We start from the raw sequence: 15747 nt of genomic DNA on the forward strand, positions 1-15747 counted from the left end.
CTTTATGAAGTATGCATTGGTGGTCTTTTCATCAATTTATTGTAAGCAGCCAGCATACCAAGAAAGTATCGCCATGGATTGGGACAAACTCAGAATCTTTCATGCCGTCGCAGATGCGGGATCGCTCACGCACGCAGGCGACAAACTAAACCTGTCGCAATCTGCCGTTTCGCGACAAATTCGTGGCCTAGAAGAACAGCTTAACACCAATTTGTTTCACCGCCATGCCCGCGGCCTGATCCTGACGGAACAGGGGGAGCTGCTGTTTGACGCCACTGCCGCCATGACCAAACGCCTGGATGCTGCCGCCGCACGCATCCGCGACAGCGAAGAAGAAGTGTTCGGAGAGCTGCGCGTGACCACCACCACGGGCTTTGGCACCCTGTGGCTCGCCCCCGGCTGCCCAAGCTTTATGAAAAATACCCCGACCTCAAAGTAGACCTGATGCTTGAGGAACGCGTGCTTGACCTGCCCATGCGCGAAGCGGACGTGGCGATCCGCATGAAAGAACCCTCACAGGCTGACCTCATTCGCAAAAAGCTGATGATGATCCGCATGTGCCTCTATGCCAGCGCCTCCTATCTTGAAAGCAATGGCACGCCTGAGACGATTGAGGATATGACCGAACATCGGCTGATCTGCCAGAACACCGACAGCGATCAGGTGGGTGCCGGTCTGAACCTGGTGCAAAAGCTGATGCTTTATGATCTTCGGTCTTTGCTGACGGTGAACAACTACTTCGGCGTACTACAGGGTGTGCTACATGATCTAGGGATCGGGGTGCTGCCGGACTATGTGGTGCAGGACTTCCCTGACCTTGTCCAAGTGCTGCCTGAGACGAAATCTGCGGATGTGCCTGTTTTTTGGCATATCCAGAAGAATTGCGGCAATCCAAGCGCGTGGCCGCCTTCAAGGACTTCGTACAGGATGAGATCATTTCTTACCGCAAGAACCTGAAAATAATGTAAAAACCGATTGCTATGCAATGAATGCATAGCCGGTATGCTGTTTTTCTTTGCACCGTTGCCTTGATTGCAAGCATCGAGCCGCCTAATTCAGCGATATAGAGTTGAGCGCCAAACGGCTGCTCGTTCTATACCTCCCTGTTGGACTTGGCCGAGCTTCGTGCTCGGCCTTTTTTTGGTCCGGGCTTTGGTCTGATTTGGGCCAGGCAGATTTGCATGCCCAGCAAGACATCTCATCAGGGCCTGCGAAATTTTTTCTAGAAATCTTGGAACATCTCTTCCGCCCACCCGTTGTTAGGGGGAGCGGCGCGATACTGCGTCTCTCAAACACGAACCAAAAGGAGAACTGAAACTATGACACGTACGTTTCTCATCCAATCGACTGCAATTGCCACTCTGATCACCGCCCCCTCGCGCTCAGCGCTGAGACCAGTGCAGGTGACCTGACAGGGAACTCGCCCCGCATTCTGGACGGCGGCATGGCAAATGACGCAGGCTCCATTAACCGCACATCGGACATGGCCACAAAGCGCCCCGGCATTGGTATCTCAGAAGCAGACCCCATGCCCACACCGATGAGCACCGAAGAATATGTGGCCCTCAGTCAGGCTGTCGGCGCTGATTTCAAAACCTCTGACGACGTCCTCTTGGGGTCGGTCAAAGCCGTCACCGTTGACGCGCAAGGCAACCCCGAGCTGGTGGTCGACATGCTAGACGACGCCAAGATTGACGCCGACACGCTGGTGCTGACCTTGCTGTCCGACAGTGTGACGCTGGATGACAACGCCATCCTGATCGATACCACAGCCGATGAGCTTTATCTGCAGGCGCAATCGGGATCCAAACGCGACGATGAAACCCGCACAACCGTTGTTGTGATGTAATCATTTCGCCAAAACGACTCCAAAAGGGGCCGCCCCATCCAGGGCGGCCCTTCTTCTATGGAATGACATCTTTTCCCCACCGGCGGGATGGCCTATGACCACCGCGACGACATGAGGGGAAGACGGATGCAGGAACCTGCCATCACCGAAGACATCATCGCAGCCCATGGCTTCACGCCGGAAGAATTTGCCGAGGTAAAGCAGATCCTTCAAAGAGAGCCCAATTATACCGAAATGGGCATCTTCTCAGCGATGTGGAACGAACACTGCTCGTATAAGTCTTCCAAGAAATGGCTCCGCACCCTGCCCACAACGGGGCCCAGGTCATCTGCGGCCCCGGCGAAAATGCAGGTGTGGTCGACATCGGCGATGGTCAGGCGCTGATCTTCAAGATGGAAAGCCACAACCACCCTTCCTACATCGAACCCTACCAAGGGGCTGCCACCGGCGTGGGCGGCATCCTGCGCGATGTCTTTACCATGGGCGCACGCCCCATCGCCGCGATGAACGCGCTCAGCTTTGGCGAACCCGCGCATCCCAAAACCCGCCAGCTGGTGCACGGCGTGGTGGCTGGTGTCGGCGGCTACGGCAATTGTTTTGGCGTCCCCACCGTGGGCGGCGAGGTCCGCTTTGATCCCGCCTATAACGGCAACTGCCTGGTCAACGCCTTTGCCGCGGGCCTCGCGGATGCGGACAAGATCTTCTACTCCGCCGCCTCCGGCGTGGGCATGCCCGTGGTCTATCTGGGCGCCAAAACCGGGCGCGACGGCGTCGGCGGGGCTACGATGGCCTCTGCCGAATTTGACGACACGATTGAGGAAAAGCGCCCCACCGTGCAAGTGGGCGATCCATTTACCGAAAAACGGCTGATGGAAGCCACGCTGGAGCTGATGGCCACCGGTGCTGTGATCTCAATTCAGGATATGGGTGCAGCCGGGCTGACCTGTTCTGCGGTTGAGATGGGCGACAAAGGCGGTCTGGGCGTGCGCCTTGATCTGGAAAAAGTGCCTGTGCGCGAAGAGAACATGACCGCCTATGAGATGATGCTGTCAGAATCCCAAGAGCGTATGCTGATGGTCCTGCGCCCTGAGTTGGAGGCTGAGGCCAAAGCCGTCTTTGACAAATGGGACCTCGATTTCGCCGTTGTGGGCGAAACCATCGCAGAGGACCGGTTTCTGATCATGCTGAACGGTGAGGTCAAAGCCGATCTGCCGCTGAGCAAGCTGGCCTCCACAGCGCCCGAATACGACCGCCCCTGGGAGCCCACACCCGCCGCAGAGCCGCTGGCAGATGTCCCGGGCATTGATCCCATCGACGGGCTCAAGGCGCTGATCGCTGATCCAAACTATGCCGCCAAAAACTGGGTGTTTGAACAATACGACACCATGGTCATGGCCGACAGCGCCCGCACACCGGGCATTGGCGCGGGCATCATCCGCGTGCACGGCACCGATAAATCCGTGGCCTTCACCTCGGATGTGACCCCCCGCTATGTGGAGGCCAACCCGGTTGAGGGCGGCAAACAGGCCGTGGCCGAAGCCTATCGCAACCTGACAGCGGTGGGGGCCAAACCCCTGGCCACAACGGATAATATGAACTTTGGCAATCCTGAAAAGCCCGCGATCATGGGCCAATTCGTGGGCGCCATCCAAGGGATCGGGGCCGCGGTCGAAGCGCTTGATATGCCGATCGTATCGGGCAACGTCTCGCTTTATAACGAAACTGATGGCCAGGCGATCCTGCCCACCCCCACCATCGGTGCGGTAGGGCTGATCAATCACCCCGATGACATCATCGGCTGCGATGTGCGCGAAGGCCATGTGGCCCTGGTGCTGGGCGACACTCAAGGGCACCTGGGCCAATCCGCCCTGTTGGCCACCGTCTTTGGCCGCACCGAAGGCGATGCACCCACCGTTGATCTTGCGGCGGAAAAAGCCCACGGCGATTTCATCCGCGACAACCGCGACATGATCAAAGCCTGCACGGATCTCTCCGATGGCGGCCTGGCCCTGGCGGCCTTTGAGCTTGCTGAAACCGCAGGCGTCGGCGTCACGCTTGAGGCGGCAGATACCCCCACACTCTTTGGCGAAGACCAAGGCCGCTACCTGATTGCTTGTAACTTCGATCAGGCCGAGGCGCTGATGATCGCGGCCTCAACTGCGGGCCTGTCGGTCACAACCGTCGGCAAATTCGGCGGCACAGATGTGAACTTTGGCGGCACCACCGCCCCGCTGGAAGAGCTGTCTGAAATCTACCGCAACAGCTTTGGGGCCACCTTCGCCTAACCTTTTGGTTTCGGAGCCGCCCTTGCTTGAGCCTGACGGGCTGAGCGGGGCCTGATTGCCAAGAACAATCGCGGAGGCTCCCAGCTTGCTGGGATACCGCTATTGTTCTTGGGAAGCGGGGCGCGCTCTGCCAGACGGGATCATGCAAGGGTGGATCTGAAACCTTTTGGTTTTGGTGAGCCCGCAGCGCCCCTTCCAAGCGAAGAAGCCTTTAGGGCTGATGAGCGTCCACCTGAGCCATCAACCGCGCTTTTTCGCCCATGTCCTCTGGCCGCGAAATAACCGCAGCGAGCTCTTCCAAAGACGCAATCGAATGCCCCGCGCGAAAGCTGTCCACATGCGGCAACATCGCGCGGATGCCTGCCGCCTTCGGCGCAAAACCGTCCCACCGCAACAAAGGGTTCAACCAGATCAGCCGCCGGGCGGTCAAATGGAGCCGTTCCACCTGCCCGGCCAAATCTTCGGGCGCGTCGCGGTCCAAACCGTCTGTGATCAACAGCACAACAGCCCCCTGCCCCATCACCCGCCGCGACCAATCCCGGTTAAAGCTCTCAAGACAGGCCCCGATCCGCGTGCCGCCTTCCCAATCCTGCGCCTCAGCCCCGGCAGCGGCCAGAGCTGCATCCACATCGCGGGTCGCAAGATGCCGGGTAATGTTGGTCAGCCGCGTGCCAAAAGTGAAGGCATGCACCTTGGCCCATCCCGCCCCCTTGGCATTACTGACCGCATGCAGGAAATGCAGGATCACACGGGAATACTGGCTCATTGAGCCTGAAATATCACAAAGCACCACCAGGTTGGGATAACGCGGGCGGGGTGTCTTGAGGGCCAGCTGGTGCAATTCACCCCCCGCCGCAGGGACTGGCGCAGGGTTTGACGCGCATCGATTTTGCCCAGATGGGCGGGCATCCCGCGCCGCGACGGGATCGGCTTTACGGGCAGGCGCATGCGGGCCAGCATCCGCTTGGCCTCAGCCATCTCAGCCAGGCTCATCTGTTCAAAATCAAGCGTCCGCAGCCGTTCGGCGCTGGACATGGTCAGGCTGGCATCAACCTCAATCAGCGCGTCCTCGTCCGGGGTATCGGCCACATCCGTTGGCGGCGCTTCGGCCCCGTCCAGCAAAGCCTCAGCTGCGCGTTTTTCAGCCGCCTGGGCTGTGCGTTCTTCTTGCACACCGCGAATGGCCGGCAACATCGCGGCCATCATATGCTCCATATAGCGGGGATCGCGCCAATAAAGCCGGAAAAGCTGTGCAAAGGTCGGGCGGTGCTCAGGCCGGTTGACGAAACAGGCGTGCAGCGTCCAGTAAAAATCCCGCTTGTCCGTGAAACCTGCAGCCTGCACCGCGCGGATGGCGTCAATCACCCGGCCAGGGCCAATGGGCAGCCCCGCCCGGCGCAAAGCGCGCGCGAAATGCGTGATGTTGCCCACAAGCTTTGGGTCGTCCGGCAATTCAAGCGGGGGCAATTCAGCCATAAATGGCTGACTGGAGGGTTCTACCCTCCAGACCTCCCAGAGGTGTAGTGGAAAGATGAAGCATCAGACCGGGGCCAGCGAGGCTTTGGCCTCATCCAGGATCCGCTTGGCCTCAGACCCGTGCAGTTTGGCGATGTCATCTTGGTATTTCAGGATCGCCCCCAGCGTGTCGGCGATCACCTCAGGGCTCAGCGTAATGACATCCAGCGCCAGCAAGCATTTGGCCCAGTCAATCGTTTCAGCCACACCGGGCTTTTTGAACAGATCTTCGGTGCGCAGCCTTTGCACAAAGGCCACAACCTCTTGGCTGAGCGCCTCAGAGGCCTCCGGCGCGCGGGCGGCGAGGATTTCCATCTCTCGGTCAAAAGCGGGGTAGTCGACCCAGTGATAGAGGCATCTGCGTTTGAGTGCGTCATGCACTTCGCGGGTGCGGTTGGAGGTGAGAATGACAATCGGGGGCTCGGGCGCGGCGATGGTGCCCAACTCAGGGATTGTTACCTGAAAATCGCTGAGCGCCTCGAGCAAGAACGCCTCAAACGGGGCATCTGTGCGGTCCAATTCGTCAATCAGCAGGATCGGCGCGCCTTGTGCGTCAGGCCGCATCGCCTCAAGCAGGGGACGTTCGATGAGGAACTCATCGCTAAAGAGCGTCTCTGTGAGCGCTTGCCGGTCGGCCCCGCCTGCTGCCTCAGCCGTGCGGATGGCCACCATTTGTGCCGGAAAGTTCCACTCATAGACCGCAGAGGCCGCATCGAGGCCTTCGTAGCATTGCAACCGGATGAGCCGTCGGTTCAGACCCGCCGCCAAGGCTTTGGCAATCTCAGTTTTGCCAACCCCAGCTTCGCCTTCCAGAAACAATGGCCGCCCCAGCGTCAGGCTGAGAAACACCACCGTCCCCAAGGCGCGGCCACAGATGTAGCCCTGCGCGCCCAGCATTTCTTGCACTGCGTCTATGCTTGAAAAATCGCTCATCCCGTTCTCCCCGATGCAGCAAAGGTGCATGTGGTCCGGCCCGGGTCAAGGGAGCCCGTGCGAAATTGTCACGCAATGTGCGGGCCTTACCAGCGTGATTGACGTGATTCGCCCCTGCTGACATATTGTTAACCAAGCAAAGAGAGGATCAGGGCCACGCGCACCTGAGCCCAGAGGCAGTGTAGACGATGAGCATTTTCAACCCCAGGACAGGTGGGTGATGCAGCCCTTGCGCATCACAGCCGTCACTTGCGTGAAAAACGAAGGTCCGTTTCTGTTGGAATGGATCGCGTTTCATCGTGTCATTGGCGTGACGGATTTCCTATTTTATTCAAACGATTGTACCGATGCGACGGACCGCCTGCTGGACCAGCTTGGCGGGCACGGGGTTGTCACGCATCTGCCTAACCCCGCCAAGAACCGCAATTACCAGATGCAGGCGTTAAAGGCGGCCAAGCAACATCCCCTGGTCAAGGCGGCGGATTGGGTTTGGATTGCGGATGTTGATGAGTTCATCAACATTCACGTGGGTGATCACAGCCTCCCTGCCCTCATAGAGGCCTGCGGCGATCCGCAGGCAATCTCGGTTACGTTTCAATTCATGGCCAATGACGGGATTGAGAGCTTTGTGGATGAACCGGTCATCACCCAGTTTCTGCGCAGCCATAATCCAGACATTTGGGGGGCCGACACCGCGATTGAGGTAAAATCGCTGGTGCACCGGGACTTTCCTACCGACTATTTTGGTGCCCATCGTCCGTTTCATGATGAAGCCAAATCCAAGCCTGTCTGGACAGATGGGGCGGGCCGCCCTGTGCCCGGCCCCTTTCGGAGCTGCGCCAACAAACGGCGCATTCGCGCCTTTCCGGCCCGAGGGGCGCGCAGCTTTGCCACACTGAACCACTACGCCTTGCGGTCATTGGACAGCTATCTGGTGAAAAACGACCGCGGCGATGTGAACCGCGAACACCGCGCCTTTGACGACAGCTATTGGCGTGAGCGCAATGATGGCGGCTTTTTCGATGACAGCATCCTGCGCTACGCCGCACCGCTGCGTGCCGAAATGGCTCGATTGAAGGCGTTGGATGGTGTGGGCGCGCTGCATGAAGAGGCCGTGCAGCTTCACCTTGCCAAGCGCGACGCGCTGTTGGCGCAAGAGGGATACCGCGCCATGCAGGCACAATTGCGCAATGCGCCCCCTTATTCGGCTGCGGAAACCAAGATCCGCGAAGAAATTGGCCTGGCTTTGGGAGAAACCCCATGACCCGATTGCGTGTTGTAAACCTGGCCCTGCCCAAAACGGGCACCACCACGCTGACCGATGCGCTGCGGCACGCGGGGCTGACGGTTGCGGATTGGCGGATCCGTCCGGGCCAATCGACACGCAGTGACATCCCCCGCATGCACATCGGAAAGATCGTTTACGACGACTATTACGCCTCTGGCGATCCGCTGGCGCGGCTGGATGAGTTTGATGTGATCAATGAAATGTCCGCCGTGCGCGAAGACCGCTCACTTTGGCCGCAAACGGATTGGGGGCTGATTTCCGCGATCCGCGCGCACCACCCGGGTGTGAAATTCATCCTGACGATGCGCGATCCAGAAAAAACCGCCAATTCCATGATGCGGTGGAACAACCTGGGCAAACGCCGCCTGCCGCAGGCTGATATCCCCGGCCTGCCCCGTGGCTTTGGCCGCACAGAAGCGCAACTGGCCCAGTGGCAGCGGGCGCATTATGCGTTTTGCCACCATGTCTTTGAAGGGGCCGCGCATTTCATGTCCTACGACGTGGAAGACCCGGACGCCCCTGACAAGATCAGCGCCTATCTGGGGATCGACTTGCCCTGGTGGGGGCAAAGCAACATGGGCAAACCACAACAGGCCGCATCATGAAACTGACGCTTCTTATTGGCCCTACTGAAAAAGCCGCAATGCGATTTCGCGGGCTGTTCAAAGATCACGCAAAAGCGCTGGAAAAAGCCGGCGTTGCAGCGCCTGAGTGGAACCATGTGCGCCTTTATGCGGCCTGTGCTGAGGCCGAAGCTGTAGGCGTCTTGCGCTACAGACGTGGGCTGCACAGCCCCTTGGTGCAACAAACATTGACGGCCGAATTCACCTCCCTTCTGGAAAAGGACGTGCCTGCGTTGAAAGCCGATCACGTGGTGGTCGCCGCGGCGCAATTGGGGAACCTTTTAACGCAGCCGGATGAGGTTTCACGGCTGCAAGCGCTCTTCACGCCGCACTTTGACGACATCCAGATCGTTGCCCATGTCGACGAACAGGCACGACTGTTGGTGGAGCACTACATCTACGCCGTCCTCGAAGGGCGCCGGCATCCGCTGAGCCAGGAGCTTGCCTTAGCAAAGGGCAAAGACTGGTGGGCCGGTGCCTTGGCCCAGCAAGGCAAAACGGAGCCGCATTTCGGTCTTTTCAACGACATTCAGGCACCGCCGCAATGGCTTGATTATAAATCACTTATCAAGCTTTGGGGGGCGTCTTTGGGGCGCAGAACGTAACGCTGCGCCCGCTTGACCTGCCGCAGCTCACCTCGCCCAATGGCATGCAAGAACTTTGCCGCACCTTGGGCATTGCTGACACCTTTGGCCCGGTCGCAACAGCCCGGCGTTTCCACCCCGAACCTGCCCCGTCCCTCACCAGGATGCGGCAGATGAACGAGGTGATGATCCGCTACAGCCAGGCGCGTCAGATGATCATCCCGCGCGATGTGTGGAGCATGGTGCACCGCAACGTGCGCATCGCGGGCGACCCGATCGCACCGGGAAGCCTGGCAGCAGTCTCCAAGCATTTCAAATCCGCCAACGCCGCCTTGGTGAAAAAGTTCCCTGACCTGAAACAGGCGCTTACGCCCGATGCGCCTTTGCCTGAATGGACCGAAGCCGATCCAATGAACGGCTTCCGCGCCAGCCAATACCTGGCCGCTTATGCCTATTCCTTGCGGAAAAACAGCACGCCGGTCGCTGAGAAACAGGCCGAAGCTGAGGCGGCTCAGGAAGCAGCTAAGAAATTCGATACGATCCTGGGACAGCAAAACACCGACGCAGAGGAACAAGCGGCCCAGACACGCTTGCTGAACCGGGTGAAGGTGAACCACCAGATGGTGCTGACCAGCCAGTTCCGCCCCCACAACAATCTTGGCGCAGTCAATGAAGAAGAGCTTGCCGCCGCCTATACCCCAATGCCGCCTCGCGCGCTGAAGTCAGGCTCCACCGGCAATGTCATCGTGGGCTGCATGAAAAACGAAGCCCCCTATATCATTGAATGGATCGCCTATCACCGCGCCATTGGGGTGGATAACTTCCTGATCTACACGAACGATTGCACCGATGGCACTGATGAAATCCTGAGCCGCCTGATGGCACTGGGGGTCCTTGAGCACCGCAACAACGACAACTGGAAGGGCAATTCGCCCCAGCAGCATGCGCTGAACCAATCACTGAAAGAACCGTTGATCCAGAACGCAGAGTGGATCGCACATATTGACGTTGATGAGTTCATGAACGTGCGCACCGGCAACGGCACGCTGGATGATCTGTTCGCCGCTGTGCCCGATGCCACGAACTTTGCCATGACCTGGCGGCTGTTCGGACACAACGGGGTCACACGGCTGAACGACGATTTTGTCATTGAACAATTCGACACCTGCGCGCCAAAATACTGTCCCAAGCCGCATACCGTTTGGGGATTTAAGACCATGTTCCAAAACATCGGAGCCTATGGAAAAATCTCATGCCACCGTCCGAACAAACTGGTGGAAGGGTCTGAAAGTAAAGTAAAATGGGTCAACGGCTCTGGCCACGACATGACCCGTGATGCGGCCCACAATGGCTGGCGGTCGTCAAAATCCAACGTCGGATACGACCTGCTGCAGCTCAATCACTATGCGCTGCGCTCTGCTGAGAGTTTCTTGATCAAACGCCAAAGGGGCGGGCCTTGCATGTCGATCGCTCCATCGGGATCAACTACTGGATCCGCATGGACTGGTCGGATTTTCGCGACATCACCATCAAACGCAACATCCCCCGCCTGCGGGCCGAGTATGACCGCCTGATGGCGGATCCGGTGTTGGCCGCCGCCCACCTGGACGGGCTGAAATGGCACCGCGCCAAGGCGGATGAATTGCACGCCATGCCCGAGTTTGCCGCACTTTATCAGCAGGCGCTGGACGTGAAGCTGAACGAAACTGAGCGTGTAGCATACGCATTGTCACTTGATATGGAGAGCTGACATGGACGGACAATTCCCACCAGAAGAGCCAGGTTTCATCCGTTCGCGCGGCATGAACTTCCCCAAAAACCCAGAGGTGATCAAAGGTCGGGTGCGGCGCTTGCTGCGCAAGAACGACTATGAAAGCAAAGAAACTGAGGCCGCTTTGCGCGTGGTGCGCGAGGGCGATGTCGTGGTCGAGCTGGGCGGCGGCATTGGCTATATGTCCACCCTGGTTGCCACCAAACGCAAAATCAAATCGGTTCATGTCTATGAGGCCAATCCGGCCCTCATCCCCTATATTCAATCGGTGCACTCAGCCAATGGCGTCACCAACGCCCATGTGACCAACGCCATCCTTGGCCCCCGCAAAGGCAGCGTTGATTTCTATGTCCGCACCCCGATGCTGGGATCGTCCATGCAGGTGCTTGAAGGTGAGGTCGATCCGCCCAGCGTGAAGGTTGATGTGCTGAATGCCAAAGCCACCTTCAAAGAGATCGGCGCAAATGTCCTGATTTGTGACATCGAAGGGGCTGAGGTGGATTTGATCCCCTCCCTTGATCTCAGCGGCTTTCGCGCCGCCATCATCGAAACGCACCCCCAGTGGATCGGCCCGCAGGGCATCAACAAGATCATGCGCGCCTTCATGGATGCGGGACTGGCCTATTACCACCGGGGCAGCCACGGCAAGGTACTGGCGTTTCGGACTGATTGGTAAATGACCCATCTGGCCATCCTCTGTGTCCGAAATGAGGGGGCCTTTGTGCTGGAATGGCTGGCACATCATCAGGCTGTGGGGTTCGACGACTTTTTGGTGTTCTCCAACAATTGCCAGGACGGCACCGATGCCATGCTGGACCGGTTGCAAGCTCTGGGCCACCTGACCCACGTGCGCAATGATGGCCCCTATGACGGGGGCGGCATCCAGTTCACCGCCCTCAAGGCGGCGGCCAAGATGGCGCAGGTAAAGGACGCAGACTGGATCTTGCCCCTGGATATCGACGAATTCGTCAACATCCACACCGGTGATCACACCCTAAAGGCACTGCTGAGCGCCCTGCCCGAGGCTACCGCCATCACCCTGACATGGCGGCTTTTTGGCACCGCAGGTCAGGTGCGACACGCCGACACGCCGGTGACAGAGACCTTCACGCGCTGCGCGCCCGCGGTCCTGCATTGGCCCTGGCGTGCGGCGATGTTCAAAACGCTCTACCGCAACGATGGCACCTACCGAAAACCTGGCGTGCACCGCCCCCGCGCCCCGCGCCAAGAACGGCTGGAGGCCGCCCGGTGGTTTGATGGCAGCGGCCGCCCCCTGCCCGAGCCGTTCAAAACCAAACGTATCTTTTCGGATTTTGGGCATGACAACTTTGGGCTGGTCCAGCTGAACCATTATCCCTTGGGGGCCTTGGAAAGCTATGTGCTCAAGGCTGACAGGGGCCGCGCGGTCCATGCGGGTGACACGCTGGGCCTGGATTATTTCACCGAACGCAACTTCAACACAGACACAGATGACAGCGTGAACCGGCTGGCCAAGCCGCGCGCGGCAAAGCTGCGGGCGTTGACAGAGGACGCCGCATTAGCTGAGCTGCATCAAAACGCCGTGGCCTGGCGCAAGACCCGGTTTGAAGAGCTGCTGGCCCAAGAACCCTACCGCGCGCTCTTTGGCCGTCTGCTGATGACACCGCCCAGCCAACCCCTGACCGCCGCACAGGCGCGTTTCTTGATCCGCCACGCACAGCTTGCACATGCCGGCGGTGGCACTTAGCCTCAATTGCACAAGTATTTTCCCTAATTTCGCCCCATTGGACGGCTAGCGTCTGATCCAAATCGCGAAAAAACGGCGATATGATGGATTGAGGACGCAGCAATGACGCAAGAGGCGCTCACGCTCGACAGCTCGTTGATTGAGCTCCCCCGCAGGGAGTGGCTTTCGGCTGTCGAGATCCATCGTGGATGAAGACGGATACGTCGAAAACCTCGGCCGCCGCCACCACGCCGTCTTTTTTGAAAAAAGCCCCACGTTGGTTGTCAGCTTTGAGACACTGCAAGGCATTCAGGTGCTTTCAGAAAAAGGCCAGCCGTTGGGATGGGACATGGTCAAATCCTGCGGGTGGTCCAATCTGACGCTGATCAGCAACGGGGACACCTGGTTTCGCGATCCTGCGGTCTATGCCTATTTTGACCGTCTGATCGACGATGGGTTCTTTGACGAATTCGAAACAGTCCTCTTTTACGGCGCGGGCCCTTGTGGCTATGCCGCTGCCGCCTACTCCGTCGCCTCCCCTGGGGCGCGGGTGCTTGCCATTCAGCCGCAAGCCACGCTTGATCCGCGCATCACCGAATGGGACGACCGTTTCATTGATATGCGCGCCAAGGATTTTACCAGCCGCTATGGATACGCCCCAGACATGCTGGATGCCGCGCAGCAGGCTTATGTGATCTATGATCCGCGCGAAAAGCTTGATGCGATGCACGCCGCCCTTTTTACCCGTGCCAACGTGGAAAAACGCCGGATGCCTTTCATGGGCGATGCTTTGCAGACCGATCTGTTGGAAATGGGCACGTGGGTAGAGATCTTGAAAGCCGCCGCCGAAGACACGCTGGACGCCCAAGCCTTCGCCACCTTGAACCGCGCCCGCCGCGATTACCGTCCCTATCTGCGCAATCTGCTGGAAACGTTGGAACGTGAAGAACGGCTTGACCTGATCGAGGCGCTTTGCGCCAACGTCACCGGGCGGATGAAGGCCCCGCGATTTGGCTTGCGTCTGCGCCAGCTGCGCTCCGCACAGCATGTTGAAGACGCGGAATAGCTCAAGGCCTGCGCAGATCACGAAGCCTATAGCGATCCGCAGGATGCTGTGCTAGCCGGGTTTCATGACCCATTCCTTAACGATCCGCCGCCCCGATGACTGGCATCTGCACCTGCGTGATGGTGCCATGCTGAAAGCCGTTCTGCCCCACACAAGCGCCCATTTTGCGCGGGCCATCATCATGCCCAATCTGGTGCCCCCAGTGGTCACCGGTGCTGACGCCGCCGCCTACCAGGCGCGCATTCTGGACGCCCTGCCAGACGGGGCTGCGTTTGAGCCTTTGATGACGCTCTATCTGACCGAAGACACCGACCCCGAAGATGTCGCCAAGGCCCATGCCTCAGGTCTCATCAAGGCCGTGAAGCTCTATCCCGCCGGAGCCACCACCAACTCTGCAAGCGGGGTGTCCAACTTTGACAACGTCGCACAAGTGCTTGAGAAGATGGCAGAGATTGGCCTGCCCCTGTGCACCCACGGTGAAGTGACGGATCACGACATCGACATATTCGACCGCGAGGCTGTATTCATCGACCGGGTTCTGGATCCGATCCGGCGCAAACATCCAAGCTTGCGCGTCGTGATGGAACATATCACCACCAAGAACGCCGCAGACTACGTTATGTCCGCTCTCGAAAATCTGGCGGCGACGATCACAACCCACCATCTGGTGATCAACCGCAACCATATCCTGGCCGGTGGGATCAAGCCGCACTACTACTGCCTGCCGGTGGCCAAACGCGAAGAACACCGTCTGGCGTTGCGGGCAGCGGCCACATCTGGTGACGCCCGGTTTTTCCTGGGCACCGACAGCGCCCCGCACACCGATGAGAACAAGCTTTTGCCCTGCGGCTGCGCAGGTTGCTTTACCGCGCCCAACACCATGTCGATCCTCGCACAGGTGTTTGAAGAAGACGGCGCGCTTGAGCATCTGGAGGCGTTCACATCGCTCAATGGCCCGGCCTATTACGGCCTGCCGGTGAACGAAGACACGCTCACTCTGGAACGCCAACCGGTCAGCTATCCGGATCACATCGATACGGACGAAGGGCCCGTCACGGTCTTCGACCCCGGCTTTGCCCTGCATTGGCGTGTCGCCGGCTGATGTTTGACGCCGCTGCCTTTGATGAGGCCAAGGCCATCGTCTATCAGCACCTGCAACCCACGTTGCAGCACAACTGGCCTCTGCTGACCGAAGAACTGGGGTGCGAGCTGTGGTTGAAGCACGAAAACCAAACCCCGCTTGGTGCCTTCAAGGTGCGCGGCGGGTTGGTGCACATGCGCCGGCGCAAGGAAGCAGGCAGGCTCAACGGGGTCATCACCGCCTCAACGGGCAATCACGGTCAATCCATCCCCAATGCCGCCCGACTTGAAGGCATTGAGGCGACAGTTGTCGTCCCAGAGAACAACTCAGCTGAGAAAAACGCCGCGATGCGGGCGCTGGGGGCGCGGCTGATTGAAACGGGCCGCGATTTTGCAGATGCCGTCGCCTTTGCCAAAAACCTGGCGGCAGATGAAAACCTCGACATGATCCCCAGCTTTCACACTGACCTGGTGCAGGGCGTCGCCACCTACGCCTATGAACTGTTCCAGGCCGCAGGCGAGCTTGATGTGGTCTATGTGCCCATTGGCTTGGGGTCTGGCATCTGCGGCGTGATGGGCATGCGCGACCTTTTGGGGCTGAAAACCAAGGTTGTCGGGGTCGTCGCCACGGGGGCCAATGCCTATGCCCTGTCCTTTGATGCCAAAGCAGTCGTGCCAACAAATGCGGTACAAACACTGGCCGAAGGCGTGGCCGTCCGTGAGCCGAACCAAACGGCGGTTGATCTGATTGTCGCAGGGGCAGACCACATTGTCCAAGTCAGCGATGATGAGATCCGCGATGCCATGCGCCTTACCTTTCGCGCCACTCACAACATCAGCGAAGGCGCAGGCGCCGTGGCACTGGCCGCGGTGATGCAAGAACGCGCACAACTGGCCGGATTGCGCGTGGGGGCCATTCTCAGCGGTGGCAACATTGACGCGGCCAAATACGCCGCCATCATCGCCGGTTCAGAGTGACTGGCCCCCGGCGCCGCACCGGGGTAGAAGCAAACCAAACGGCGGCACGTCCGTCCCAGCCTTTCTGAGT

Annotated in this window: 12 protein-coding genes and 3 pseudogenes; 13 read left to right on the forward strand and 2 right to left on the reverse strand. The window is 59.1% G+C overall.

Annotation, left to right across the window (positions count from 1 at the left end; translation table 11 throughout):
* Nucleotides 1-73 precede the first annotated feature (73 nt).
* The 3 genes and pseudogenes from ACZ1HM_RS12675 (at nt 74) to purL (ending at nt 4134) form a co-directional block, all read left to right on the forward strand.
* Nucleotides 74-968, forward strand: a pseudogene (locus ACZ1HM_RS12675) (LysR family transcriptional regulator).
* Between the two features lie 476 nt (nt 969-1444).
* Nucleotides 1445-1849 carry a hypothetical protein gene (locus tag ACZ1HM_RS12680; protein WP_472743087.1) on the forward strand — a complete coding sequence of 135 codons (405 nt, stop codon included), beginning with the start codon at nt 1445-1447 and terminating at the stop codon, nt 1847-1849.
* Between the two features lie 126 nt (nt 1850-1975).
* Nucleotides 1976-4134: pseudogene (gene purL, locus ACZ1HM_RS12685) on the forward strand (phosphoribosylformylglycinamidine synthase subunit PurL).
* Between the two features lie 211 nt (nt 4135-4345).
* Here purL and ACZ1HM_RS12690 read toward each other — a convergent pair.
* Nucleotides 4346-5610: pseudogene (locus ACZ1HM_RS12690) on the reverse strand (vWA domain-containing protein).
* 63 nt (nt 5611-5673) lie between these two features.
* Nucleotides 5674-6582: an AAA family ATPase gene (locus ACZ1HM_RS12695; RefSeq protein WP_472743088.1), complete on the reverse strand. Its 909-nt coding sequence runs from the start codon at nt 6580-6582 to the stop codon at nt 5674-5676.
* Nucleotides 6583-6811: 229 nt separating this feature from the next.
* Here ACZ1HM_RS12695 and ACZ1HM_RS12700 point away from each other — a divergent pair, with 229 nt between their 5' ends.
* The 10 genes from ACZ1HM_RS12700 to ACZ1HM_RS12745 all read left to right on the forward strand — a co-directional run bounded on the left by ACZ1HM_RS12700 (nt 6812) and on the right by ACZ1HM_RS12745 (nt 15677).
* Nucleotides 6812-7846 carry a glycosyltransferase family 2 protein gene (locus ACZ1HM_RS12700; RefSeq protein ID WP_472744616.1) on the forward strand — a complete coding sequence of 345 codons (1035 nt, stop codon included), beginning with the start codon at nt 6812-6814 and terminating at the stop codon, nt 7844-7846.
* Nucleotides 7843-8475, forward strand: a complete 633-nt coding sequence (locus ACZ1HM_RS12705; protein ID WP_472743089.1) for a sulfotransferase — start codon at nt 7843-7845, stop codon at nt 8473-8475. Before ACZ1HM_RS12700 ends, ACZ1HM_RS12705 begins: the two co-directional genes overlap by 4 nt.
* Nucleotides 8472-9098 (forward strand): hypothetical protein, encoded by a 627-nt coding sequence (locus ACZ1HM_RS12710; RefSeq protein WP_472743090.1) that lies wholly within the window; start codon nt 8472-8474, stop codon nt 9096-9098. The genes ACZ1HM_RS12705 and ACZ1HM_RS12710 overlap by 4 nt, the downstream gene beginning before the upstream one ends.
* The gene (locus ACZ1HM_RS12715) at nt 9068-10651 is read left to right on the forward strand and encodes a glycosyltransferase family 2 protein (RefSeq protein ID WP_472743091.1); all 1584 of its coding nucleotides are present in this window, start codon (nt 9068-9070) and stop codon (nt 10649-10651) included. Before ACZ1HM_RS12710 ends, ACZ1HM_RS12715 begins: the two co-directional genes overlap by 31 nt.
* Nucleotides 10651-10827, forward strand: coding sequence for a hypothetical protein (locus ACZ1HM_RS12720; protein ID WP_472743092.1), 177 nt, complete (start codon nt 10651-10653; stop codon nt 10825-10827). Before ACZ1HM_RS12715 ends, ACZ1HM_RS12720 begins: the two co-directional genes overlap by 1 nt.
* A gap of 1 nt (nt 10828) precedes the next feature.
* Entirely contained in the window at nt 10829-11524 is a 696-nt protein-coding gene (locus tag ACZ1HM_RS12725) for an FkbM family methyltransferase (protein WP_472743093.1), read from the forward strand.
* Nucleotides 11525-12574 carry a glycosyltransferase family 2 protein gene (locus ACZ1HM_RS12730; protein ID WP_472743094.1) on the forward strand — a complete coding sequence of 350 codons (1050 nt, stop codon included), beginning with the start codon at nt 11525-11527 and terminating at the stop codon, nt 12572-12574.
* 184 nt (nt 12575-12758) lie between these two features.
* Nucleotides 12759-13619 (forward strand): phosphoadenosine phosphosulfate reductase, encoded by an 861-nt coding sequence (locus tag ACZ1HM_RS12735; protein ID WP_472743095.1) that lies wholly within the window; start codon nt 12759-12761, stop codon nt 13617-13619.
* Between the two features lie 64 nt (nt 13620-13683).
* Nucleotides 13684-14721: a dihydroorotase gene (gene pyrC / locus ACZ1HM_RS12740; protein ID WP_472743096.1), complete on the forward strand. Its 1038-nt coding sequence runs from the start codon at nt 13684-13686 to the stop codon at nt 14719-14721.
* On the forward strand, nt 14721-15677 hold the full coding sequence (locus tag ACZ1HM_RS12745) for a threonine dehydratase (protein WP_472743097.1): 957 nt from the start codon (nt 14721-14723) through the stop codon (nt 15675-15677). Before pyrC ends, ACZ1HM_RS12745 begins: the two co-directional genes overlap by 1 nt.
* Nucleotides 15678-15747: the final 70 nt, after the last annotated feature.

This window comes from Sulfitobacter sp. GN1-4 (assembly GCF_055693825.1).

Bases quoted from the DNA above. Each gene is read 5' to 3' on its own strand.
- ACZ1HM_RS12720 (WP_472743092.1), top strand. From the start codon at position 10,651: ATGGCGGATCCGGTGTTGGCCGCCGCCCACCTGGACGGGCTGAAATGG.
- ACZ1HM_RS12705 (WP_472743089.1), top strand. From the start codon at position 7,843: ATGACCCGATTGCGTGTTGTAAACCTGGCCCTGCCCAAAACGGGCACC.
- ACZ1HM_RS12725 (WP_472743093.1), top strand. From the start codon at position 10,829: ATGGACGGACAATTCCCACCAGAAGAGCCAGGTTTCATCCGTTCGCGC.
- ACZ1HM_RS12710 (WP_472743090.1), top strand. From the start codon at position 8,472: ATGAAACTGACGCTTCTTATTGGCCCTACTGAAAAAGCCGCAATGCGA.
- ACZ1HM_RS12680 (WP_472743087.1), top strand. From the start codon at position 1,445: ATGGCAAATGACGCAGGCTCCATTAACCGCACATCGGACATGGCCACA.
- ACZ1HM_RS12745 (WP_472743097.1), top strand. From the start codon at position 14,721: ATGTTTGACGCCGCTGCCTTTGATGAGGCCAAGGCCATCGTCTATCAG.
- ACZ1HM_RS12695 (WP_472743088.1), bottom strand. From the start codon at position 6,582: ATGAGCGATTTTTCAAGCATAGACGCAGTGCAAGAAATGCTGGGCGCG.
- ACZ1HM_RS12730 (WP_472743094.1), top strand. From the start codon at position 11,525: ATGACCCATCTGGCCATCCTCTGTGTCCGAAATGAGGGGGCCTTTGTG.
- pyrC (WP_472743096.1), top strand. From the start codon at position 13,684: ATGACCCATTCCTTAACGATCCGCCGCCCCGATGACTGGCATCTGCAC.